The organism is Nocardia acididurans (genome assembly GCF_016741815.1).
In the GTDB taxonomy this organism is placed as follows: Bacteria; Actinomycetota; Actinomycetes; order Mycobacteriales; family Mycobacteriaceae; genus Nocardia; species Nocardia acididurans.
The window spans coordinates 53460-78259 of record NZ_JAERRJ010000021.1; the positions used below are offsets into that span (position 1 = coordinate 53460).

The window sequence follows — 24800 nt, forward strand, 5'->3', positions numbered from 1 at the left end:
AGATTGATGATCGGGGCCATGATCTTCTCCTTCATTGTCGTGACGAACCGGCCGGACCCGGCACGGCCGATCCGGTGCACCGGTTCGTCTACGAACGGTAGGAGCGAAAGCCGCAGGAGATATAGGTCGCCGAATCCGTCACCAGGTGAGGCGCATGCCGTGCTCGAAGTCGATGGCGGCCAGATCTTCCCGCGAGGCCAGTCCGAGTTTGGGGAAGATCTGCGACAGATGGTGTCCGACGGTGCGGGGGCTGATGAACAACTGAGCCGCGATCTCTCGATTGGTGAGCCCGTCGGCGGCCAGGCGCGCGATCCGCAGCTCCTGTGCGGTCAGCAGCTCGTCGCCGGACGGGCCGACGGCCTCGCGGCGGCGATCCCCGGCCAGCGCCAGTTCGCCGTCGGCGCGCTGCTCCCAGGGCGTCGCCCCGAGGCGCAGGAAGGTCTCCCGGGCCGCGTTCAACTGCACCCGCGCGTCCGCGCGGCGGCGCGCCCGGCGCAGCCATTCCCCGTACAGCAGTTGCACCCGGGCGTGTGGGAAGGGCCGATCGGGGGCATCGGGCACCGCGAGCGCGTCCAGGAACAGTGTCTCCGCCTCCGGGCCCTCGGCGAGCAGCGCCCGAGACACCGCGACGGAGGCGAGCGCCCACGGTGCCGCGGTCCGGGCCGCCCACCGCGAGAGCACCGCCAGGTGTGCGCGAGCGGCCTCGACGCGCCCCGCACGCACCGCAGCCTCCACCGCGTCCGCGGCGGACAGCGCCGCCACGGCCGGGTGGCGCACCGACTGCTCGGGATCGATGAGGGCACTCAGAAAGCCCAGTGCCGCATCGGCTTTGCCCGCGCTGAGCGCGTTGAAGCCCAGCTGCCAATGCACGTGGGCGATCTGAATACGGGAATTGCGGGCCTGCCCGTACCCGAGAGATCGCGCGCCCAGCGCGGCCGCGGCGTCCTCGTCGCCACGTGCGGCCGCCAACCAGGCCAGGGTGGTCAGGCTTATCCCCGAAGACGCCGGAATGTCACCCATGTCCTGCGAGAGCCGCAGCGCCTCGGAGGCATCGGCGGTCGCGTCGTCCCATTGGCCCCGGGCAAACTCGACCACCGACGAATGCGCCAGGATCGATGACAACCAGCCCACATCGCCACGCCCGCGCAACACCGAGACCACCCGCCGCTGCGCCTCGGCGACCGATACGGCGCGGCCCATCGCCAGCGCGATGGTCGACGAGGGCACCCGCCACGCCGCCGTCTCCAGCGCGGGCGGCAGATCGAGCAGCAGTTCCTCCAGTCCCGGTTCCCCGCTCTCCCAGGCTGCGCGCGTTGCGAGATAACGCAATTCGTCGGCGGTGGCGGGTTCGGTCAGCTCGGCGGCGCGCAGCAGTCCGGCCGACGCCTGCGCGGAATCGCCGAAGACGTAGTCGATGCGCGCGGCCAGCCCGCCACTGGCTCGCACCACCGCGGCGGTGCCGGTGCGGGCGGTGGCCTCGGCGAGATATTCGCGGGTGGCGGGCACGTCGCCGCCCTCCCAGGCGGCTCGGGCGGCCACGGCCAGGCGGCGTCCGGCCGCCTCGTCCTCCGGTGACAGCATCGCCGCCTGCTCGAGCGTCTTGGCGGCGGGCAGCGGGCCGCCTCGGTCCCAGGCCAGGACGGCGCGCTCCTCGAGCAGCGCCGCGACGGTCTCGCTGGGGCCGATGGTGGCGCGGGCGACATGCCACGCCCAGCGGTCGGCGTCCGCGCCGCTCAGCACCTCGGCCAGTGCCCGGTGCACGGCGATCCGGTCGGACGCGGTCGCCTGCTCATAGGTGACGGCGCGAATCATCGGGTGGCGCATGATGATCCGGCCGTGGGCCATCCGGATCAACTCCGCGTCCAGTACCTCGTCCCACGCCGTGTCCGGCAACGCGAGATCGGCGGCCGCGCGCCGGATAACCCACGCTTCGCCGCTTTCCTCGGCCGCGACGGTGAGCACCAGCAGCCGCGCGGCGGGGGCCAAGGCCGCGATGCGCGCGCCTATGGACCGGTGCAGTCGCGGGCCGACCTGAATCAGGCCCGGGGCCGACGGGCCCAGCTCGCTGTCCTCGGCGGTCGCGAGTTCCCGGACCGCGAGCGGATTTCCGAGTGTCAGGCGCAACACGTCGGCCATCCGCTGGGCACTGATGCCGGGATTGCTCTGTCGCAGCAGCATTCTCGCGCTGTCGTCGTCGAGGCCGCGCACGTGCAGGGCGGGCAACTGGTCGGCGAGTCCGCCCGCCGGATCGGCGTGCGCGGTGAACAACATCAGCAGGGATTCGTCGGCACAGCGGCGGGCGACGAAATACAGGCAGTGCGCCGATTGGGCGTCCAGCCACTGCGCGTCGTCGGCGATCACCAGCACCGGTTGTTCGGCGGCCAGATCCGACAGCAAGGTGAGCAGTGCGACGCCGACCAGGAAGCGGTCGGCGAGCGATGGCGAGTCCAGCCCGAGCGCGCCGTGCAAGGCGCGCGCCTGCGGTCCGGGCAACGCCTCGATGCGATCGGTGATCGGGCACAGCAGCGCGTGCAGGCCCGCGAAGGCGAGCACGGATTCGCTGTGCGTGCCACGGCAGGACAGCACCCGGAATCCGGACGCCCGCGCCTGTGCCTGCTCCAGCAGTGCCGACTTCCCGATTCCCGGATCGCCGAAGAGCACCAGACCCGAACCCGCCCCGTGCCGGGCAGCCTCACGCAGCCGGTCCAGCTCGGCGAGTTCGGCGTCGCGGCCGAACAATCGCGCGCCCGCGCCCGCGGGTTCCGGCGTGGTGACGACCGGAGCAGCAGCCATGCTCTCATCCTCGCATTCCCCGAGTTCACCGCTTATATCGAGTTCACCGCGGCGTCTGCCGCACCCGCCCCGACGCCGACCACGGAATCGGCGGGGCGGCAGACGCCGGCGGGCGCGTCGCCCCGGTCGCCGGTCGCCTCCCGCTCAGGAGCGGCGCAGCGTACGGACAGGGCGGCACGTGTGTGGGGCGACCGTGCGGGGTCAGCCGATCGCCGTGTAGGACAAGGGTTTTCCATGCCGGGCGTGCACCTCGGTGTCGCCCAGGTCGAAGCGCTCACCGGGCAGGACGTGCACGGCATCGGCGCCCGCACCGAGCGCACTGATGCCGCCCGCCACCTGCAGCCGACCCAGAGCCCCCGCGATCTCGACGGCGGCGATGCCCACGCCCTCGCTGGTCAGTTCGCCGCCGATGTCGACGGCGTCGATGCCGCCGCCGGGCTTGATGCTCAGCGCCACCGCCTCGAGCTCGGTTTGCGCCCCCTCCACCAGGCTCAGGGCCCGGCCGCCATGGGTGCGCAGATCGCCGGATATGGACAGCCGCCCCATCTTGCGGGTCACCTGAAACCCGACCGCGCCGTCACCGTAGGTGGTGATATCGGCGAATCGAGCCTCGCCCACACTGCCTGCATAGAGGTTGAAACCGCGCGCGCCCGTTCCGTGGGTGACGATCGGCGCGCGTACCTGGAGGTCGTCGATGTCACCGAAGTTGACGAAGCCGATACCGCTGGCGCCGAACGAGGTCACCGGTTCCTGCGCGATCCAGCGCAGCACCGTGCCCCAGTTGTCGAGGACCATGTCATTGGCCCCGTAGGTGATGACCGGGCCGGCATTGACCACCGTCCCCACCTGCGCACCGCCCAGGACGAAAACCCCGCCGCTGATCAGATCCGGTGTGCCGACGGCAATTCCGCCGTCGCTGAAGATCTCGCCGGTCGAGAGCGCGGACACCAGCATCCGGCCGCCTCCGCCGTCGCTGCGCAACGCGCCCACCATGATTCCGCTGCCGCGTACCGGTTCGGCCGCGCTTCCGGCCGCCAGGCCGCGCAGCCGGGCGGTGAGCACGATCGACGGGTCGTCCTGCCGGTTCCACACCGTGATCGCGCCCTGCTGGGCCCGGACGCCGTAACCGCTGGACAACACCTGGCGCGCGCGGGTGTCGGCGGCGGCGACCGTGAGGCCGTCGATATCGACGTGGCCTCCGCGCACCGCGTCGGCAGCCTCCAGCAGCACCTGACCGCGGGTGATCACGTTGTGCAGCACGAGCACCCCGAAATCTGCCACGGTGTGATCGTTTCCGATCGCGACGTCGGCGACGGGGGCGTGCACGGTGATATCACGCAGCTCGTTGTCCCGAGTGAGAGTGATTCCCCCGGAGTCGAATTCGAGTACGCCTCCGGTGAGAGCCGCCCCGGGTGGCAGGGTCAGACCGGCGAGTCCGCTCACGGTGCCCACGATGCGAACGGTGCGGACGCCGCGACCGAGCGCTCGGGTCAGCTCGGCGGCGGTGTCGACGGTAGTGCAGTCCTCGGGCATGGCTACTCCTTCGTGTGGTCGTCCCCGGATGAGATCGATCTCGGGGGCTCAGACGATGACGACGGCCCGGCTCGCGGCTCGGCCGGATTGCAGGTACTCGCGTGCTTCGGCGATCTCGTCGAGCAGGAACACGCGGTCCGGCTGCGCGGTGATCGCCCCGGATGCGATGGCGTCGAGGAACTCCTGCAGCACGACGGGCGGCAGGTCGGTGGAGCGGGCACGATAACCGGTCAACCGCACACCGCGAGGCAGGTCGTCGACCGGTGTGAACCCGGGCAGCCGCGCCTGGTCGGGCAGCATGCCGGCACAGCAGACGACACCGTGAATCCTGGTGGCGTGCAGAGTGTCCCGCAGGGTGGCCGCGCCGCTCAGTTCGAGCGCCGCGTGCACGCCGCCGGGCACGATGTCACGCACCGCCCCGGCCACGGAGTCGCCGTCGGCGAGCACATGCCGCACGCCCGCCGCCCGCAATGCCGCGGTATCGGCGGGATTTCGGGTGGTGGCCAGCACGGTCATGCCCTGACGGCAGGCCAGCACGGCCGTCGCCAGCCCCTCGGCCGACCATCCACCCCGAATGAGCAGGGTCTGCCCGTCCCGGGCGTCCAGGCCGACGGTCAGCGAGCCGTACGCGGTCAGCAGCATTCCGGGCACGGTCGCGAGCACCGCCCAGGACAGCCCGCTGACGAACGAGATCGCCTGAGCCGCAGGCACACACAAGTATTCCGCGTACGCGCCGCCCTGGTTGTCGTCGAGCAGCACGGCCACCTGTGCACCGACCCACAACTCCCGGTCTGGGCAGGCCACCACCACGCCGACCGCCTCGACGCCGGGAACCCGTGGCGATTCGGAGTCGCGGCCCGGCTCGCCGAGCAGGCCGACGCGGCTCAGCCCGAAGGCGTGCACTCTGATCAGTACCTCCCCGCGTCCGGGGGTCGGCACGGGCACCTCGCGCACCATCGATTCGCGCCGGTCCCCGGACTCACCGCCGGTCTCGTCGGCGTCGGCCTGGATCGCCACGCTCATGGTCGCTGGCAACCGATGAGTCACCGGCGGCGTCAGCAGACTGGCCTTCATCACTCCCACAACCTTCCGTCGGGCGAATCGCCGCCAGCTGCGACGTCCGCTCTGATGGCTCCGAAAATAGGTCGAGCTGTCGGCGACGACATCGGTAGCCGAATAGGTAGTGGCATAACCGCAAGTGCCTGGCAAACTTGCGTCATCCCGCTATCCTGGGGCGCACGACACCCCACTGACCAGGCATGATCCCCGCCGCAGCCATCCACGGGAGGCCGCGGCGACGACGACGGGAGCGGCAGTTGCCGGGCATCGATGACACATTGCTGGGGCGCGACGCCGAGCAGGCAGCGCTCGAGCGAGCGATGGATGCGGCGCGCGCGGGGCAGGGCGGGGCGATCGTGCTGTGGGGAGACCCCGGAATCGGCAAGACCGCACTGCTCGGCTACGCGGCCGAGCACGCCACCGGGTTTCAGATCCTGCGGTGCCGCGGCACCCGCGCCGAGTCGATTCTGGCCTTCTCCGCATTGCACGAATTGCTGTGGCCCATCGTCGATCGCATCGACGGGCTGCCCACTCCGCAGGCGGAAGCCCTGCGCGGTGCGCTGGGTCTGTCCGACCGGGCCCACGATCCGTTCCTGGTCGGAGTGGCGGTATTGACGCTGCTGTCGGAACTGGCCGAGGAGCGACCGGTACTCGTGCTCGCCGACGACACCCAGTGGCTGGACGCGGCGTCGACGAGTTGCCTGTCCTTCCTCACGCGGCGGGTATCGGACGAGTCGATCCTGGTGTTGTTCACCGCGCACGAGCGACCCGAGGGGACCAGTTGCGATGGGTTGCCCGTGCTGCATGTGCAGGGCCTGGACCCGGTGGACGCCCGGCGACTGGTGGTCGGGCAGCATCCGGCGATGCCGGACGCGCAGATCGATCGGGTATTGACGCTTGCCGATGGTAATCCTCTTGCACTGCAAGAACTTCCGGATGCCATGCCGCCGTGGTCCGTGGAGGCCGCGACCCTGTCCAGCGGTTTCGCCGAGGCGGCGGCGAGCCAACTGGATCCGGACGAACCGGTGGAGGTGGGCCCGCGGCTGCGACGGGCGTTCGATGCGCGAGTAGCCGCGCTGCCGGTGCCCGTGCAGACGGCGCTGTTGATCGTGGCGGCCGGCGACGGCGCCGAGATCGAGTCGGTGCGGTCCGCCGGGCAGGAGCTGGGGCTCGACGACGACGCCTGGCAGCAGGCCCGGCTGACGGGTCTGCTGCACCTCGCACACGGCCGGATCTCCATGCGGCACCCGCTGATTCGCGCGGCGGTGTACGACCGAGCCACGGCCGCCGAACGCCGAGCCGTGCACCGGGCGCTGGCGACCCCCGCGAGCGGGCTGGATCCCGACCGGCGAGCTTGGCATGCGGCGTACGCCACCGACACTCCCGACGAACAGGTGGCCGCCGCCCTCCAGGACACCGCGGCTCGGGCCTGGATGCGTGGCGCCCGCCAATCCTCGGTGCGGGCGCTGCTGCGTGCCGCCGAACTTTCCCCGGATTCCAAGGCGGCCGGTCGACGGCTGGCGCTGGCGGCGCGCAACGAATGGAACACCGGCCGAGTGGATTCCGCGCGCGCCATACTGCGCGACGCCGAGGCCGCCGCGGGGCACCGGACGGCGGTGCGATTCAGCGGCGGTCTGGAAGGAATGATGGAGCTGGGGCACGGCGATCCCGTGCGCGCGCTGGAGCTGTTCGAACGTGACGCCGCGGTCGCCGGGCGCTACCTCGAGCCGGAACTACGTCACCTCGCCCGGCGCGCGGCATGGTCGGCGGGACTGGGCGATTCGACGACCGACCACGACGCCATGGTGCTCGAGGCGCTGGCGGCGGGCGAGGATCTGATCGGTTGGTGGCGGTTGCCGCCCGCGATTCAAGCGGTCGCGATCGGGAAGGCCGAACCGACGTGGGAGCTGTTCCAGCACGTCTCCCGCGACGCCCGGATCTCCGGGAACATGACCGGACTGCTGACCACCCTCAACTCCCTCGCCACCTTGGAGATGGCCCTGGGCCGCTGGGACGATGCCGCCGAGAACGCCGCCAGCGCTCTGTATCTCGCGGAGCAGCAGGGCCAGCAGAATCCGATCGCCCGCGCGCTGCTCACGGTCGGGTGGCTGGCCGCGGTGCGCGGTGAGCACACCGACGCGGTCGCCGCCACCGAACGCGCACTGGCCCTGAGCCGTCCGCGGCGCGTTGCCGCGCTCAACGCCGCCGGCTACTGGAATCTGGGGCTGGATGCGCTGGGCTCCGGCGATGTCGACTCCGCCTGGGGTTTCCTCGCGCCGATCCTGGATCCCGAGCACGAGGCCCACCATCCGACCCTGGCCGCGCTGGCCGCGCCGGACGCCATCGAGGCGGCGATCCGCCTGGGCCGTACGGCCGAAGCCGCCGCCCACACCGTCACCCTCGCCGCCTGGGCCGAGCGCACCGGTGCGAGCTGGGCGATCTCGGCGACGGAACTCGCGGGCGCGCTCGCCGCCGACGGACGGGCGGCCGAGGACCACTTCCGGGCGGCGCTCACGGTGCCCGAGGCCGCCGACCGGCCCTTCCAGCAGGCCCGTACCCAGCTGCTCTACGGCGAATGGCTGCGCCGAGCTCGGCGGCGCACCGATGCCCGCGCTCAACTCGCCTCCGCCCTGCGGGTTTTCGACCGGTTGCAAGCCGCGCCGTGGGCGGCGCGGGCACGTCAGGAATCCGCCCTGGCCGGGGAAGCCCTCGACCCGAACCCGACGGGATCCTCGCGCACCCTGCTCACCCCGCAGGAGCTGCGGGTGGCGCGCCTGGCGGCGAAGGGCCTGACCAACCGCGACATCGCCGCCCAGCTGTTCATCAGTCCCCGCACGGTAGGACACCATCTGTCCCACGTCTTCCCGAAACTCGGCATCACCAGCCGCGACGAACTGGCGGGAATGGACTTCGAACAGGGCCCCACGATCCTGCCCTGATCGTGCGCCGAGACGGCTCGTGCACTCGAATCCATTGCCGGAAGGCACTTCTCGTTATCGATCAGTCCCGCAGGTGGCCCGATCCCGCCAGCTCCGCGCGGCAGCGGACCCCGAGCTTGGCGAACACCCGGGACAGGTGGTGGCCGACGGTCCGATGGCTGATGCTCAGGCGTGCCGCGATCTCACGATTGGTGGCGCCGGTGGTCGCCAGCCGCGCCACGCGCGCCTCCTGCGGGGTCAGCAGCTCCTCGTGCTCGGCGCCCAGCCGCAATGTGGAACGAGCGTCGACGAGATCGCATTCCTGGCGGGCGCGTCGAGCCCAGGGGTGCGCGCCGAGGCGTTCGAAGGTGGCGGCGGCGGGTTCGAGCTGTTCGCGGGCGACGCTGCGGCGGCGGGTGCGGCGCAGCCATTCACCGTAGAGCAGTTGGATTCTGGCGTGCTGGAACGGCCGCTCACTGTGCCCCGAGGCGGTCAGCGCCGCACGGAAATGTCGTTCGGCGACCGAGTCGTCGCTGAGCAGGGCGCGACCGCAGGCGGCGGCCGCGATGGCCCACGATGCATCGGTATCGGCGGCCCAATCCCGCAGCACGGTCAGGAAATCCGTCGCCGTATCCGGGCGGCCGAGGCGGACGGCCGCCTCGATCGCCTCCAGGGCGGCCAGGGCCGCGAAGGTCGGATGCCCGGCTTCGTGTTCCGGGTCGATGAGCCGTGACAGCCTGGTCAGCGCGAGTTCGGGTTCTCCGGCGGAGAGTGCGGCCACGCCCAGTGCCGTCCAGGTCCCGGCGGCGAGGATCGGCGTGCGCAGTGTGCCCGACAGCTCCTGTGCGCGTTCGCACAGCTGCTCGGCGGTCTCGGCGGCGCCGGTGAGCGCGGCGTGCAGGGCGAGCGTGTTCAGGCTCTGCACGGCGGAATTGGTGTAGCCGTTCGGCTCCGCGAGTTCCAGCGCCGCCCGGGCGTCGGCCGTGGCGTCCGCCCACTGCCCGAGCGCCAGCCGCACCCCTGCGGACTGGGCGAGCATCAGTGCCTCCCAAGCCTGTTCGCCGCGCTCGCGCGCCGCGCGGGCGGCCGCGCGATAGCTGTCCAGCGCCGGTGCCGCCCGGCTGGTCGCAACGGCGAGCGGCCATGGCGGCAGCCGCCAGGGCTCGACCTCGCCGACGGTGAAGGCAGCGCCGGGATCCCAGGTGCGCCCCGCGACCCAGCCTGCGCGGTCCGCGGTGAACCGCAGTTCCGCCTCCGCGTCGGCGTCGACCACAACCAGGTCTCGACCGAGGTCCTCATGTACACCGTCGAGATCGCCGCGACCCAATGCGAGCAGCCCGGAAAGGCCGTCGCTCGCGCGGGCCGCCAATTCCCGGCCGCCGCCGCGCTCGGCGCGGTCGAGCAGCTCCCGGGCGGCTTCGATGTCGCCGCCGGCGAAGGCGGCACGGGCGGCACGGGCCAGCCGTCCGGCGGCCCTGCCCGCATCCGGGGACAACAGCGCGGCGCGGTACAACAGGTCGGCGGCGACCAGACGATGGTCGTCGCGAACGAGATCCGCTGCGGCGCTGGTTAGTTCGATGGCGAGTGCCTCGTCGGGGCCGGGCGTGGCGGCGGCGAGCTGGCGGCCCCGCCCGGCCCGCTCCCCGGTCGCGGTCATCGCCTCTGCCAGCGCGCCATGCGCGGCACGGCGCGCGGCGGCCGGCGCGCTGTGATAGACCACGGCACGATTCATGGGGTGGCGCAGCCGGATTCGACCATCGGCGAGCAGTACCGTCTCGGATTCGAGCGCCTCGCGCCAGTCCGGCTCCGTGACTCCGGAGGCGAACGCGGCGGACCGCACCACGCCGACCTCGCTGTGCCCGGCAGCCGCGATCAGCAACAGGACAGTGCGTGCGCCCGTCGAAAGTCCTTCGAGGACAGCGGCATAGGCGGTCCGCAGGGCGGGCCCGGCCGGATGCGGGTCGCCCCACCACTCGGAACCGGCGAACGGTCCCGCACCCGATCGCTGATCCACGGTGAGCGATTCGGTCAGCGCCAGCGGATTCCCTCGTGCCATCCGCAGCAGGCGTCGTCGTTCGGGCACGGTGAGCCCGGGCTGGCGGTCGGCGGCCAGTTCCCGCGCCTGGTGCTCCTCCAGCTCCCGCAACGTCAGCCGCGGAAACGCCCCGAGCCCGCACGTAGCGGGATCACGGCGCGTCGAGAACACCATGACCACTCCGGCCTCGCCGCTGCGACGCCCCACGGCCGCCAGGCAGGCGGCCGACTCCCGATCGAGCCGGTCGGCGTCGTCGATCAGCACCAATACCGGCTGCACGGCCGCCAACTCGGTGAGCAGCAGCAGGACCGCGGTGGACAGGGCCAATCGATCACCGGCGGGCGGGCCGAGACGTAGTAGCCCGTGCAGCGCAGCCGCTGCCGTGTGGGGCAAGCCGGGAATGCGACCGGCCAGCGGCCACAGCAACTCGTGCAGCGCCGCGAACGGCACCTGCGCCTCATCCGTGCCACCGTGACCGGACAGAACCTTGAAATCGGTTGCACGCCTGGAGATCTCTCCGAGCAGTGCAGTCTTGCCCAACCCGGGCGCGCCGTGCACAACCAGGGCCGCACCGCGCCCCACCCGGGCGCCGTCGAGCAGCCGCCCGAGCGTGGCCATCTCGGCGTCCCGGCCGTAAAGAACCAGGGCATCGTCATCCAGCAACGTCAAGGGCAACCCTCCAGATCGTTCACAGCACCGTTTCTCATCACTGTCGATCTGGTTCTTACGGCTCGCATCGGTCATCGAATAGGTAGGAGGTACGAGCTCCTGGCTATCCGTCGGAATCGAGCTCGGTCAGCGTTAGGGCCGGGGCTTCGAGTTCGCGTTCAAGTTCCTGCCGACCAAGTTCTGACTGGCGGACCGTGGCGGCCGGGCGCTGTGTCCCGGCCGCGTCTGCGCCCAGGAATCGGTCGCAGCTGTCATCCGGCCAGTCGATCGGCCCGCGGAACGCAGGGCGGGCGACGTGGAATCGGCACCAGGCGCAGGGCGCGGCCACTGTCGGATCCGACGACGACATCGTCGAGATCCAGCACCCGGACACCGTGCACCCGGATACCGTCCGCGCGCGGTCCGTAGGCCATGACACCCCCGGCGATCCGGGTTGCGCCCAGTGCGCCACTGACTTCGAGCGCCGGACTGTCGGCGCCGTGGCTGATGATCCGCCCGGTGACATCGAGGGTCCCGATCCGGCCCGCGCGCTGGATGCTCAGCCCGGTCGCGGGCTCACCGCCATCGGAGCCGAGATCACCGTAGGTGCGCACATCCTCGGCGATGTGCAGGCGGCCAACGGAATTCGCGACGAGTACACCGACCGCACCGCAGCCGTAGGTGGTGACGCTGCGGAACGCGGCGGTCGCGATTCCACCGCCGCGCAGATCCACCCCGTGTCCGTCGCGGCCGTAAGTGATCAGTGGCCCGACCACCGCCAGCGTGCCGATCCGGCCCAGGTTGCGCACGCCGACGCCGCCCCGGCCGGATGCGGTGATCGATTGGAAGGCAAAGCATCTGGTGATCGAACCGCGGTTGTACAACCCGACCTGATGCGGTCCGTAGCAGGCCAGCGAGCCGCCGATGACGAGATCGCCCACATGACCGCCGGGTTGCACCAGCACCGCCGCCTCCACCAGCCAGCCGCGCGGGGCGGAGGTCTCACCGCCGATGTGGGCCTCATCGATGGACATCTCCTGCACCCACAGCTTGCCGCCATCGCCGTCGTGGCGGCCCCCGACGACCACGCCGCAGCCCTGGACCGGTGCCCGGCTGGAGCCGACCCGCAGTCGGCGAAGGCGTGCGCTGAGCGCCGCGGCAGGGTCTCGCTGCCGGTTGACGACGGTGATGGCGCCATAGCGCGCGCCACCGCTGCCCGCCGGATGCCCCGCTCGCCCACCGGGATTCGCGGTCTCCACATGCAGGTCGTCGATGTCGATGTGCCCGGCGCGCACCACGCCGTCGGCGCGCAGCAGCACGCGGCCGATGGTGCGCACCGAGTGCAGGGTGAGTATGCCCAGATCGGTTTCGGCGCAGTCGTTGGTGATCGCGGTGCCGCTTTCGGTGACCGTCACACGGATGTCGGCGACCGTGTTGTCGCGGGTGAGCCGCAGCCCGCCGCCTTCGAGCGCGCCACCGCGCAACCGCACGCCGGGCGGCAGCGTCACCGCCGCGAGACTGCGGACGGTGCCGGTGATTCGAATGTCCAACCGTCCCGCCGCGAGCGCGGACATCAACTCGGCGGATGTGGTCACGATCGTCGGTTCATTCACTGCTGTCGATTCGTTCACTGCTCGAATCCCTTTCGGAAAGAGCTCCGGCGGCCGGATGTGATCCGTGCCGCCGGAGCCACCCACGGGCGAATGGGTTGATGGGGTTGTCAATTCAGTTGTGCTCGGTTTCCGCGCACCGAGGGATTACGCGCTACCCGGGAAGTGCAGGAAGATGCCGGGCGTCGCCGAGCCCGAGCCGCCACCGGAGCTGCCCGAGCTGCCCCCGCTGCCGAGGAAGGACAGGGGATTGAAAAATGGGAATCCGCTCACTGAATTACTTCCTTTCCGAGAAGTAACGCCTTGCGGCGGGTGATCCGAGTGGATCGACCGGAAGCGACGTTAGGTACGCGGCGGCCGTGTCGAATCAGTCACCGCATCAGTCGTTCCGATTCGGAAACGACGACGGATCCGATGACCTATATGACCGCGCGGACATCTCCATACCGTTCCCCCAGCCACGGAATTCGCGGGCGCACCCATTTCGGAAATCACTGGAATACGGGCCGCCCGCATCGAAAAGGAGACGCCATGTCGCGGAAATCGCTTATTGCCCTGACGTGTTCGGTGACGGCCGTACTCGCGGCCGGCATGTGCCTGCCCGCCGCCGCCACGGCCGATTCATCCGACCCGGTGATCGCGGCATCGCGTCTGCTGGCCACACCGACCTCCGCGGACGGCTCCTCCGTCACGGGTGTCACCGTCACCGGGGATCGGACCCTGCGGCTGCAGGTGTTCTCGGCCGCCATGCAGAAGAACATCGAAGTCGACGTGCAGCGCCCGGCCGACACCTCCCGCCCCCGCCCGGCCCTGTACCTGCTCAACGGTGGCGGCGGCGGTGAGGACCAGCTGTCGTGGACCCAGCAGACCGACGCCCTGAACTACCTGTCCGACAAGGACGTCAACGTGATCCTGCCGATCGGCGGCCGCTTCAGCTACTACACCGATTGGCGGGCACCGGATCCCGTGCTCGGGGTGAACGAATGGAAGACATTCTTCACCGAGGAACTGCCCCCGCTGATCGACGCCGGTCTCGGCACCGACGGCGCGAACGCCATTGCGGGCCTGTCCACCTCGGGCACCTCGGTGCTGCAACTGGCCATCGCCGCACCCGGCCTGTTCCGCTCGGTGGCCGCCTACAGCGGATGCGCGCAGATCAGTGACCCCGTCGGCTACACCTTCGTGAACCTGTCGGTGGAGGCGTGGGGCGGCGGCAACACCGTCAACATGTATGGGCCGCAGGGCGATCCGATGTGGGCCGACAATGACCCGTACGTGCACGCCGACCAGTTGCGCGGCACCAACCTGTTCGTGTCCAGCGGCACCGGCGTGCCCGGGCAATACGATTACCCCGGCTCACCGCACGCGGGCAGCATCGCCGATCAGCTCTTCCTCGGTGGCGGTATCGAGTCCGCGGTCAACTGGTGCACTCACAATCTCGCCGACCGCCTCGATCAGCTAGGCATTCCCGCCACCTTCGACTTCCAGCCGACCGGAACCCATTCCTGGGGATATTGGGAGGACGCCCTGAAGAATTCGTGGCCGGTGCTGGCCGCGGGTCTGGGTCTGCCCGCTTGAGCGCGTATGCCCGTGGAACGTGATTGCGGTCCCGAATCGATCCGCGGGGAACGCACCTGCTACGGATTCGATGCCCTATTCGAGGAAAGGTGCAGCCCCCTAGCGTCTTTCGAGGCAGGTGCGGTTCTCAGGTGGCGGGCGACCTGTTTTCCGGACATCGGCAGCGATGAAAAGGAGAATTCCATGCGTATGTTCAGCAAGACGATTGTGGCCGGAGTGACGGCGGCACTGGTGACGATCCCGGCGGCGGGGGTGATCGCCGCACCCGCGAACGCGGCACCGGCGGTCGAGGGTCCTGCCCCGATCGTGGTGAACGTCGACGATCCCACGCCCGCCCCGTCAGAGGATCCCGGCCCGTCGACGACACCCGCGCCGGGCCCAGCCGTGGCACAGGCCGCCGATATCGGCGGCCTGCTGGCCACCTACGGCACCGGCTCGGCCGGGGGCGGTGCGGGCGCGGTGAGCGGCGCGCTCGTCGGCGGCGCGATCGGTTGCGCGATCGGGCTGCCGTTCATTCTGGTCGGCTGCATTGTGGGCGCACCGATCGGCGCTGCCGTCGGCGCGACCCTGGGCGGCTTGATCGGCGGCACCGGCGGCACTGTCCTCGGAGCCCTCAGCAGCGGGTAGACACCGCTCACCGCTGACGCCGGCGAGGCGGGCACCATCGATGGTGCCCGCCTCGCCGGTGCCGGATCAGAGGGCTCACCGGATATCGGCGGCGAAGCGTGCGAGGCGGGCGGATCGGTAGAGGCGATGACGGTCGCGGGCGAGCTGGTCGAGAGGAGCGAGCATGCCGGGTGGGAGGCGCAGAGGGTCGAAATCGGGTTCCCGCGTTGGTGACTCGACCCGATTCAGGGTCAGGATTCCGAGCGGGATCTCCTCGGTCTCCGGCCACAGCCGAGTGGGGTCGTGGATGTCGTGGCCGGTGCCCGGGACCTGGGCGGTGAGCGCGAAGCGGGCGGGCAATCGAGAGGCGAGTTCGGTGGCGAGGTAATCGGGTGGCCGGGCGCACGCGGCGGCGGGGTCGAGCGCGGGCAGGGCGCGCAGGGGACGCCAGCGCAGTCGCGCGAAGCGCTCGGCTCCCGACTGATCGACCAGGCCGAAGGCGTGCACACCGTGATAGCTCACGCCGGTGAAACTCGTGATAGGACATGCCGTTTCGGCCAAATGCATCGCGGTGGCCGCCTCTGGGTGGTGATGCAGGAAAGCAGCCATGCGTTCCCCGTCGCCCGAGCCGGACGCCTCCAGGAACTCGACCATGTCGGCGGCAGTGCGCACGAAGAAGACCGGCAGGGTGAACATCACCAGGTCCAGCTCTCCCATCCGGACCGCGAAGCCGTGATCGCCGGCGTCACCGTCGTGCCCGCGGGCCCCGCCCAGCGTGCTGGAGAATCTTCCCGTGACCGGGGTGGGATCCGGTCCGAAAACCCCTGCGGCACAAAGATCGGACGCGAGCGGGACCGGTTCGAAGAATCCGGCCACCCACGTTCCGCGTGTGTGCAGTAGCCGCTGACCCGGTGCGCTCCCGGTCGCCTCGGTCATCCGCTCGACCAGCCGTTGGTAGTCGTTCGCATCCATCGGCCGACGGTAGGAAGTTCGGGGCGTCCGCGCATCGGGCGCCGATTCCGTCTGACCTCAGATCGGGAAGACCTGACCGTCCTTGGCGATGTCGATCCGGCCGCGGTAGCTCGGGGTGATCTCCCGGCGCCAGGTGTCGTCGGAGAGGTTGTCGGGCTGATAGTGGCTGATGACGAGGTGTTTGGCCGCTGCGGCGGCCGCGACTTCTCCCACCTGGCGCGCCGAGGTGTGCGAGGCGGTCAGGTAGCCGGGCGGAAAGATGTTGTGCCAGTAGGCGTCATCGAGGCTGAATGCCGATTCGTGGACGAGGACGTCGGTGTCTCGGGCGAGAGCGATGAGGTTGTCGGATTTGGTGGTGTCTCCGGAGAAGGTGATGGATTTGCCCGACTTTTTCAGGTCGAAGCGGAAGCCGAAGGCGGGGTAGACGTCGTAGTGCGACACCAACGTGGCTGTAACGGTGACGTTCTCGTCCTCGGTGACCGGAAACGGTCGCATCGCCGGTGAGCGGTTGGTGAAATCGGAACCGGGCGGTACGACGATCTCGGTGACCTGCGCCTCGGCACGATAGTCGGGGTATCCGAGATCGCGGATGAAGATATTGCCGGTGTAGGCGAAGGCGTTCTGTAAGTCGGCGGTCAGGCCCGCGATGCCCGGCGTCGGTTGCGCGGGGGCGATGATCGGTGGGTCGGGGTTGCCGACCCGGTCGGGCGGCAGGCCGCCCGCCGGGCCGGGTCCGAACACCTTCACCGGCGGCTGCCCTGGTGGAAGCATGCCGGCGGTGAGGAAGAAGCTGAAGTAGTCGACGATGTGGTCGGTGTGCAGGTGGGTGATGAACATGCTCTCGAGATTCGCGAATTGCAGTCCCGCCGTGCAGAAAGCGTTCACCGAGCCCAGTCCGCAGTCGATCAGATACAGATCGGAGCCGACCTTGAGAACCGACGAGATGCCGGTGCGGTTGGCCACCGGGATGGGCCCCGCGATGACGCCCAGGGTGATCAGGGCAGTCTCCGGCAGTCTCGTCGGTTGCTGTGCGGGCGTGGAATCGGATTGCCGCGAGCCGGTGGCCTCGCAGCCCGCGAGTGTCAGCGCACCCGCCGCGGAGGCCAGCAATATCGATCTCCGGTCGACACCGGGCTTTGGGTCCATACCGAATTCCGCGTCAGTTGGTGAGCCGCGCCCGGAACGGCCCGGAGATGCTGTTGAAAATGAGGTCGCCGTCCGGCGTGAACTCGATGAGGGCGTAGGCGCCGTTGCCGCGATTGGATTGACCGAAGATTGTGCGGTGCACGGTTTCTCCGGTGTTCCAGTCCAGGCCGGTGACATCCCAGCCGTCGGCCTTGCTGTAGCCGTTGACGAAGACCATGTTCGACGCGCTGCTGACGGTGGGAACCATGCTCACCGACACCACATCGCCGCGCTCCCACACCGAATTCCACTTGTGCGCCGTGGGGTCCCATTCGAAGCGCTGCATACCGGTTGGCGCCTGGTCGATCGGGCCGCCGGTGAGCACGTCGACCAGACGGTTCGGATCGCCGCCGGGGTGCATATTGTCGACCACGAACGCGCCGTAGCCGTTCACCACGACCGACTGCTCGGACTGGATGAACTCGGGCAACGGATCCTTTTTACCCGCGGTGACCTGGATCTGGTCGGCGATGCGGTCGGATTTCGTTCCGGGCTTCTGCTGGAACCCCTCGGGAATCTGGTTGCGCCAGAACGCGACCAGCTTCATATGATCGGAGCCGTCCGTAATGACGACGAGTTGATCGCCGTTCTTGCCGTACCCCATGAGCGTGGGCGTTGAGCCGGTTCCGGACCCGAACTTCACGGTCGGGGGCTGGCGGCCGAAGTCGTACGGGGAGGACCAGGCGCCGTCGGCCGGGTCGGTGGACAGCTTCGAACCGGTCCACACCACCTTGCGCATCACCTTGTCGCTGGCGGCGTAGATTCCGCCGCTCTCGTCGATGGCCATCGAATTGGTGACCAGCTCGTCGTCGCCGAACCGGACCTGCTGGGCGTCGCCGGTGAGGTCGCGGTTCAGCACCGCCATGCCTTTGTTCGACAGCACGACCAGATGCCCGTCATAGGTCATGTCCAGGCCCACGATCTTCTCCGGCGCTCCGGCGAAACCTTGCCCGGTCAAAAACGGTTTGTAGTCGAACGTCTTGACGATCTGGATGCCGTCCTCGGGCTTGTCCTTGTTCTTCAACGCGAATACGACGATGTCGCCCGCGGAGGTGTTGTAGTACAGCCGGTTGTCCTTGTCGACCAGCACGTAGACGCCGTTGCCCATCGCCGAAACCCAGTCCAGGCCCCAGGAACTCACGGCCGCCCGCACCTGATCGGAGTTGGTGAAGTCCTGATCGACCACCGCGTCCACCTGTGCCGGAGGCGTCACCTTCGCCCCCGGCGCATCCATGCTCGCAACCTCTGTGAACCCGCCGTCGCGGACGTCCACGTATCGCACGCCGTCGGTGGAGGTGATCCAGCGATAGTCCGGGGACGTGGCGGCCAGCGTCATGTAGTTGATCGGCCCGCCCGCGACGCGCGGCTGCTTCGTGGGATCGACGTGAAAAGTACCGCGCGCCACGGGATACGGAATGCTGTCGGACTGCGCGGGGTCGACGTGGGTGACGGGATAGACGTCCGACGCGAGATACGGATTCCGGGCCGGTCCCACGCCTGCGGCGGCGGCACCGCCGGTCGGGTTCGCAGTCGTAGACGATCCGGAGTGCGAGCTCCCGGAGCCGCACCCGGCCAGCAGGCCGGCGGCGGCGATCACGGTGGTGATCACCGTGACGCCGACTCGCATCGATCCAATTTTGCTCACAGATTTCTCCCTCATCGAATTCGTGGATAAGGCATTGGCGAATTGCCGAAATCGACGGTAGCAGAACCCTTGCCGAGATCGCTAAACGCTATTCAGTGATTCCAAAGTTCCTTGGAATTCATAATGAAATCAACGCGCTGTCTATCATGCCCAATCGACCTCGGCAGGTGATCCGTCACCGAATCGGTATCCCTTGAAATCCGTGCCCTCTTCTTTTTGCACAGGTCCGCCGGCGAGGCCGTGCCGCGCGATCACCGATACGGTGACGGATAGCAGCGCTCTCGAGGCGGAGCAGGCTTGTCGAATGAGAACGCCACGCCTCAACCGCAAATTTTGTCTCGGCGCAGCGACCTTGGCGCTCGGCGGGATGCTTCTCCTTCCGGTCGCCACCCTGGCGGGCGCGCAATCGCCGAATGGCGGCGGCGAGCCCGACGGCAATTGCGTAATCGACCCGGCGGACAACGATCTGACGGTCCGGTCACTCGAATCCCAGTGCACCGATCAGCAGATTCTCGATCTCTTCGCGGCCGCTCCCACCGGTACGGCGCCGCGGGGCACGAAGACGATCACGCTGCTACCGCTGTTCCAGACCGGCGGCTCTCTGCTGCCCTACGACACGGCGCGGGCCTTCACTCAGATGCAAAGCACTCTCGGCAGCGGACTTACCTTCACCACCGGGCCGCAGGGGCCGTGGGTGTACAAGGACTATTTCTGGGGCCAGGACGCGGGCGGCCCGTTGCAGCTGGGAAGTTCGTCCATCGATGGAAAACCGGCCTGGGTGATCGACTATTCGCGGGACTTCGCCGGAATTCCCTTGAGCGTGCACAACATTCGTCAGCTCACCCCGGGCGTATGGATCGGCCGCGACACCGGTTCGCTCGGACCATCGCCGACAGACCCCACGAAACCGACCGGCGGCGCGTTCGCCCTGAACTGAGTTCGATTGGCGAAAGGGGATTCCTATGAGAACAACCAGCTTCGCCCGTTTGGCCCTCGTGCCGACGGTGGTTCTCACGCTGATCGTGACCGCGGTCTCGGGACAGGCCCGCGCCGCCGATGATCTGTCGCGATATCTGGATCTGCCGATGGTGAACCGGAACGCGGAAAATGGTCCGGGCGGGGTCAATCCGGTGCTCCCGGACGACCGCGGCGCATTGCTGACGTTGCTGAACCAGGCGCGGGACGAGCACATCGCACCGCCCCGGTACGCGGCGCTGCTCTTCCAATACTGGCTGGTGGACGCGACCGACCAGGCGGGCATCGATCTGGCCGGCTGGAATCCACGCGCCGGGGTTTTCGCCAACTACGACAACCTGATCAGGTCCTACACCTACTACGAGAACTTCCAGCTCGCGCACCGGGAATTGCAGTGGGCCGGGATGGGCGGAGAAGTCGGCGCCGACTTCGGTGGCGGCCTGATCGACTTCCAGCTCGCGGGTGACGTTTTCGACTTCCCCGGCATCGCGGCCGCAGTCCACGGCATCGTGACCGCGGCCAGCGCCGCGGCGGGACCACAGGTGATCGACAGCCTGCCGCCAGGTCTCCTGGCGCTCGACCACGCCGGTCGAACCATCACCCCCGATGATGTGTCGTTCCTGATCGGGCTGATCCTGGTGATGCAGAAGAACATCTTCTCCGACCTGATGCCCATGCACGACGCCTACGTCACCGGCGGGGTGCCGGCGCTCGAAGAGTTCCGGGCCGCAGGACTTTTCGGCGACGACATCATGAACGCCTGGAAGGATATCGCTTCCGGTGACGCCGACCGGGTAGCCGACGGCAACGCGGCCCTGCTGCATCGCGAGCAATGGACCATCGTCGGTTCGCAATGGGATGAGCTGCGCGCCTACAAGGGCGACGTCGGCGCCGCCGTCGGCTATCTGTCGACGGTGGCGGCGTCACCGTCCGTCGCCGGAGTCGAACCGCCCCGCGATTACCATCCGGTGCGCTACACCTATCTGGACTCCGCGGGTGCGAAGCAGACGCTGACAGTGCCACTGCCCGACTGGAATTGGGCCGATTTCGACCAGCGTTGGAGCTACATCAACGATCAGCTACTGCCGAAATACAAATGGCAGGTCGACAACGACTGGCCCGCGCTGGCAGCGGTGCTTCGCACGCCCTACAGCCAGCAGATGCTGACCCACCAGCCGATCGCCGATCTCGGCGCATACCTGCAGTCGATTCAGCAGATCACGCGTATCACTCCCGCCGCACCGGATACGCCCTTGGGGGCCGGTTAGATGGCCGCGACAGACGGCAGGAGAGTCGCTGCCTCACCGACGGCGATTCGCGTTCTCATCGCCGATCAGGACTGCGCGGCGCTGCCGCCGGACGCCGCGCCGGGTGCCCCTCAGCTGTCCGATCGGGAGCTGGAGGTGGCCAGGCTGGTGGCGCGCGGGCTGACCAATCAGGAGCTCTGCGAACGGCTTTCGGTGTCGCTGGGGACGGTCAAAGCCCATCTCGGCAATATTCAAACCAAGCTCTGCGCCCGCAATCGGGTGGAGATCGCGGCATGGGCCTGGGAAACCGGCCAAGTCGGCCGTTCGGTCGATCAGCCGAGCGGCGGAAGATCGGCTATTCGGCCGATGTGAGCCCCCGGTCTCAGCGAATAATCTCCTTCCCGTCCGCTGCGGAAGGAATTGTCGAAGCAGCCCGAGAGTATGGAGAAGGGGAGAAATGAAATTCAAGAAGGCCGTGATTTCGACCGTACTGGTTGCATCGATCCCACTCTCGGTGGCGATCGCTTCGGCACCGGCTCAGGCCGCCCAGGTCACCGCGCCCGCGATGGCGGATGCCACCGACATCGCAGATCCGGCGGGCGGAGTGCTCAACGCCGGTGCGGGCGCTCTCGACGGCGCGACGGTCGGCGGCGGCCTCGGCGCCGGCGCCGGTGCGGTCGGCACCTCCATCGCCGCCGGTGTCGGGATGGGTTTGGTGGGCGCTGTCGGCGGAATGATTGCGGGGTGTGTGATCGGGTTGCCCGCGTTGATCATCGGTTGTCTGCCGGGCGCGGTGATCGGTGGCGCCCTCGGGACCGTTGTCGCCGGCACGGTCGGTCTGGTGACCGGCGCGATCGCCGGCGGTTTGGGTGGCGCGGCGGTCGGCGCGGGTGTCGGCGGGTTGGCGGGCGGCGCGGCGGGCGCCGCGGTGGGGTAAGTCCGCACGAAATGGCCTGACACATTGAACAATTCGGCTCCCGCTCGCGACTTCTGCGCGCGGGAGCCGTTCGGTTCTCGAAATTTCCCGATCATGCAGCGCCGGGACCTGGTCCTGAGTTCAATGCTAAGTAGCCGAATTAGGGTCGGCTGGGGTTAGGCGCGTTGGATGTCGGGGAGTTTCCAGGTTTTGTCGAACAGTGGTGGTTGGGGGCCGTAGAAGCGGAACAGGACTTCGAATTGCTGACCGGTTTTCGTGGGTATCCAGTTGGTCTTCTTGCCGTCGGGGGCGGTGGGGCCGAAGTAGATGTCGGCCGAGCCGTCGGCATTGAGTCGCAGGTCGGGGGTGTTGGAGGCGCGGCTGGGCCAGTCGGTGTCGCGGATGAGGGTGTGGGTGGCGCGGTTGTAGGCGGTGGCGGACCAGTAGAGGGAGACGGGGGCGTGGGCGGGGACGGTGAGGTGGTAGGTTTTGCCGCCGTCGAGGTCGTGGCCGTCTTTGTCGGTGATGGTCATGAGGTAGAACTGGCCGGAGCCGAGGGTTTTCGCGGCGAAGAACGCGAAGGAGTAGGCGACACCGCGGGCGTCGACGGGGTAGCTGGCCGGGTCGGCGTATCCGTTGGACATGGCGGTGATCAGGTCTTGATGGGCGGGGATGGCCCATTGTGAATTGTCGTAGTAGGCGGCCGCGAATTGCTGCACGTACTGCTGTTCGATCCAGGTGTGGGCTCGCGCGGTCGCGGTGTCGAGTTGCGCGGTGATCTGCGAATCGGGTTGGTAGGCAGTGCCTTTCTTGATACCGATACTCGCGAGCTGATCGATCATTGCCATATCGCGCGGCAGCCACGGTTCGGCCTGTATGACCCGGTCGAGGTAGGTGTAGAACTCGCGGCTGTAGGGGATGGTGGCGTCGAAGTCCTTGCCCGCGGCGTCGACGAACGTCGTGGGGGGTGGATTGGCGGCCACGTCGAGGCGATAGAGCCCGACTCGCTTGCCGTAGGCGACCGCGGCCGCGATGTCGGCGTCGCTGCCGCTTTTCAGGTTCGAGCGCAGCAGCGCGAAGCCGGTGGTGGTTTCCGAGGCCAGCGCGATGAAGCCGTCGGGGATCGGTGCGTTGTAGCCGGGCGGCAGGATCAGATACCGGCCACCTCGGCCTTGGTCGGTGCCGGCGGGGCCGACATCGGCGAGCGGTGTCTGCCACACGGTGTCGATCGATCCGGTGATGGTCGAATCCCCTTCGGCGGGCGGGATGTCGAGCACCATCGGTCCGGCGGTGGTGTCGTAGAACGGCATCAGATAGATCGCGTTCGGGTTCGGAGTGAGGGTCTGGTTGTGCCAGTCCACCAGCCGTGACCAGTACACGATCGTGTTCGCCCCGCCGCCGATCCCGATGGCGGCCTGCAACATTCGATCGGTGTTGACCGCTGGCATGCCCCACACCATCGCTTCGAACGCGCGCGCGGCGATCAGGCTCTTGTCGATCTCGGTGCCCGAGCCCGACGACGGCTTCGACGAATCGTCGTCGCGTTTGGCCACCACCATGCCACCGCCGATCGCCGCCCCCAGCACCGCGGTGGCTGCCGCACCCAGCAGGGCCGAGCGACGAGATACGGCGGGGCCGGATTGCTTCGAGGGCTCCACCTCGCTGTTATCTGATGGCATGGAGCCGAGAATAAACAGCAACCCATCCGGAAAGCGAGATAGCTTAAGGTTTGCAATAAAGCCGGTGCGTAATTGATAGAGAACCTGAAGATGCCAATTCGACAGCTAAGACTCACATCAGTGTAGAAATGCCAATCAGTAGCCAAAAATGTCAGTCGAATCATCTCGCCGCGAGGCGGCCACAGACGGGAGCCCTCCATGTCGAACTCGGGATCGGTGCTGCGAGCGGGCAGATCCGCGCTGCTGCTGGGACTGGCTGCCGCCACGGCGGTCGCGGTCACCGGGTGCGGCAGCTCGAGCGATTCCAAGGATTCCTCGCAGTCGAGTTCCTCTGCTGCCTCGACCACCACGGCCCAGTATCCGCTCGGGCAGCCCCTCATCGTCACGGCCGACAATTTCGTGCGCGCCGAGACCGATATGGAATTCACGGCCGTGGTCGGCAAGGGCGGGCTGGGCAAGTTCGAGCACAACCGCGAGTTCCTGCCTATCGACGCCCAGACCGTGATCCGCACCAACCGTGACACGCTCTACTCCGGCGCGGTGATCGACCTCGACGCCGGACCGGTCACCGTCACCCTGCCCGACACCGGGGACCGGTTCATCTCCATGCAGCCCATCAGCGAGGACGAATACACCTCCCAGGTGCAGTACAAATCAGGCTCCTACACCTACGACCGCAACACCGTCGGCACCCGCTATATGGTGCTGGCCGTGCGCATCCTGGTCGACCCGAACAATCCTGCCGATCTCGACGCCGTCCACCGCCTGCAAGACGCCATCACGGTCGAACAAAGCGGTGGCCCAGGCACATTCGAGGTCCCGCAATGGGACAAGGCCAGCCAAGGCGCCACCCGCAACGCTCTGCTCACCCTCGCCGCCGGACTGCCCGACACCCGGCGCATGTTCGGAGCCAAGGACCAGGTCGACCCGGTACGCCACCTCATCGGCGCCGCCTCGGCCTGGGGCGGCAACCCGGAGAAGGACGCCCTCTACCTCAATGTCACCCCACCGGATAACAGCGGCAACACCGATTACACGCTGCACGTGAAAGACGTTCCGGTAGACGGGTTCTGGTCGATCAGCCTCTACAACGCCCAAGGCTACTTCCAGGCCAACCCATACAACGCCTACTCTCTCAACAACACCACCGCCGTCATGAACCCCGACGGGTCGGTCGATATCCGCTTCGGCGGCTGCGACGGCCACATCCCCAACTGCCTGCCCATCATGCCCGGCTGGAACTACATGGTCCGCCTCTACCGCCCCCACCAAAACGTCCTTGACGGCACCTGGACCTTCCCCCAAGCCCAACCCATCAGATAGCCAACCTTCCACCGACGAGGCTTCATCCGCTATTGCCGCGAGCCGGGAGCTAGCCGTCGATCCGAAACCGTTTCTGCC

At 68.5% G+C, this 24800-nt stretch carries 17 protein-coding genes; 8 read left to right on the plus strand and 9 right to left on the minus strand.

Annotation, left to right across the window (positions count from 1 at the left end; genetic code table 11):
• Window positions 1-138: 138 nt before the first annotated feature.
• From JK358_RS36635 to JK358_RS36645, 3 genes are all read right to left on the minus strand, one after another.
• Window positions 139-2793: a helix-turn-helix transcriptional regulator gene (locus tag JK358_RS36635; RefSeq protein WP_201957892.1), complete on the minus strand. Its 2655-nt coding sequence runs from the start codon at window positions 2791-2793 to the stop codon at window positions 139-141.
• Window positions 2794-2994: 201 nt separating this feature from the next.
• A complete protein-coding gene (locus JK358_RS36640) occupies window positions 2995-4326 on the minus strand; it encodes a hypothetical protein (RefSeq protein WP_201957900.1) in 1332 nt (443 codons plus the stop codon).
• A gap of 48 nt (window positions 4327-4374) precedes the next feature.
• Complete coding sequence (locus JK358_RS36645; RefSeq protein ID WP_232852532.1) at window positions 4375-5400, minus strand: zinc-binding dehydrogenase; 1026 nt, start codon at window positions 5398-5400, stop codon at window positions 4375-4377.
• Window positions 5401-5642: 242 nt separating this feature from the next.
• Between JK358_RS36645 and JK358_RS36650 the strand changes: the two genes are divergently transcribed.
• Window positions 5643-8324 carry a helix-turn-helix transcriptional regulator gene (locus JK358_RS36650; protein WP_201957902.1) on the plus strand — a complete coding sequence of 894 codons (2682 nt, stop codon included), beginning with the start codon at window positions 5643-5645 and terminating at the stop codon, window positions 8322-8324.
• 61 nt (window positions 8325-8385) lie between these two features.
• Here JK358_RS36650 and JK358_RS36655 read toward each other — a convergent pair whose 3' ends face one another.
• Window positions 8386-11007 (minus strand): AAA family ATPase, encoded by a 2622-nt coding sequence (locus JK358_RS36655; RefSeq protein WP_201957904.1) that lies wholly within the window; start codon window positions 11005-11007, stop codon window positions 8386-8388.
• Window positions 11008-11258: 251 nt separating this feature from the next.
• Complete coding sequence (locus JK358_RS36660) at window positions 11259-12581, minus strand: hypothetical protein (RefSeq protein WP_201957906.1); 1323 nt, start codon at window positions 12579-12581, stop codon at window positions 11259-11261.
• Between the two features lie 546 nt (window positions 12582-13127).
• Here JK358_RS36660 and JK358_RS36665 point away from each other — a divergent pair.
• Together JK358_RS36665 and JK358_RS36670 are read left to right on the plus strand one after the other, a co-directional pair.
• Window positions 13128-14174 (plus strand): alpha/beta hydrolase, encoded by a 1047-nt coding sequence (locus tag JK358_RS36665; protein ID WP_201957908.1) that lies wholly within the window; start codon window positions 13128-13130, stop codon window positions 14172-14174.
• A gap of 183 nt (window positions 14175-14357) precedes the next feature.
• Window positions 14358-14801, plus strand: a complete 444-nt coding sequence (locus JK358_RS36670) for a hypothetical protein (protein WP_201957915.1) — start codon at window positions 14358-14360, stop codon at window positions 14799-14801.
• Window positions 14802-14876: 75 nt separating this feature from the next.
• On the opposite strand, the gene JK358_RS36675 is transcribed toward JK358_RS36670, so the two are convergent.
• From JK358_RS36675 to JK358_RS36685, 3 genes are read right to left on the minus strand one after another with little or no spacing between them, the layout of a single operon-like run.
• On the minus strand, window positions 14877-15752 hold the full coding sequence (locus tag JK358_RS36675) for a catalase (RefSeq protein ID WP_201957917.1): 876 nt from the start codon (window positions 15750-15752) through the stop codon (window positions 14877-14879).
• Window positions 15753-15809: 57 nt separating this feature from the next.
• Window positions 15810-16898 carry an MBL fold metallo-hydrolase gene (locus tag JK358_RS36680; RefSeq protein WP_201957919.1) on the minus strand — a complete coding sequence of 363 codons (1089 nt, stop codon included), beginning with the start codon at window positions 16896-16898 and terminating at the stop codon, window positions 15810-15812.
• A gap of 13 nt (window positions 16899-16911) precedes the next feature.
• Complete coding sequence (locus JK358_RS36685; protein WP_201957921.1) at window positions 16912-18582, minus strand: hypothetical protein; 1671 nt, start codon at window positions 18580-18582, stop codon at window positions 16912-16914.
• A gap of 304 nt (window positions 18583-18886) precedes the next feature.
• Between JK358_RS36685 and JK358_RS36690 the strand changes: the two genes are divergently transcribed.
• From JK358_RS36690 to JK358_RS36705, 4 genes are all read left to right on the plus strand, one after another.
• Window positions 18887-19519 carry a hypothetical protein gene (locus JK358_RS36690; RefSeq protein ID WP_232852515.1) on the plus strand — a complete coding sequence of 211 codons (633 nt, stop codon included), beginning with the start codon at window positions 18887-18889 and terminating at the stop codon, window positions 19517-19519.
• A 25-nt stretch (window positions 19520-19544) separates the two neighbouring features.
• Window positions 19545-20825, plus strand: coding sequence for a hypothetical protein (locus JK358_RS36695; protein ID WP_201957924.1), 1281 nt, complete (start codon window positions 19545-19547; stop codon window positions 20823-20825).
• The gene (locus JK358_RS36700; RefSeq protein ID WP_201957927.1) at window positions 20826-21176 is read left to right on the plus strand and encodes a helix-turn-helix domain-containing protein; all 351 of its coding nucleotides are present in this window, start codon (window positions 20826-20828) and stop codon (window positions 21174-21176) included.
• Between the two features lie 85 nt (window positions 21177-21261).
• Entirely contained in the window at window positions 21262-21741 is a 480-nt protein-coding gene (locus tag JK358_RS36705; RefSeq protein ID WP_201957929.1) for a hypothetical protein, read from the plus strand.
• Window positions 21742-21896: 155 nt separating this feature from the next.
• Here the strand turns inward: JK358_RS36705 and JK358_RS36710 are convergent, their stop codons facing one another.
• Complete coding sequence (locus tag JK358_RS36710; RefSeq protein ID WP_232852516.1) at window positions 21897-23399, minus strand: DUF1214 domain-containing protein; 1503 nt, start codon at window positions 23397-23399, stop codon at window positions 21897-21899.
• Between the two features lie 417 nt (window positions 23400-23816).
• On the opposite strand from JK358_RS36710, the gene JK358_RS36715 reads away from it, so the two are divergent.
• Window positions 23817-24722 (plus strand): DUF1214 domain-containing protein, encoded by a 906-nt coding sequence (locus JK358_RS36715; RefSeq protein ID WP_201957950.1) that lies wholly within the window; start codon window positions 23817-23819, stop codon window positions 24720-24722.
• Window positions 24723-24800 lie beyond the last annotated feature (78 nt).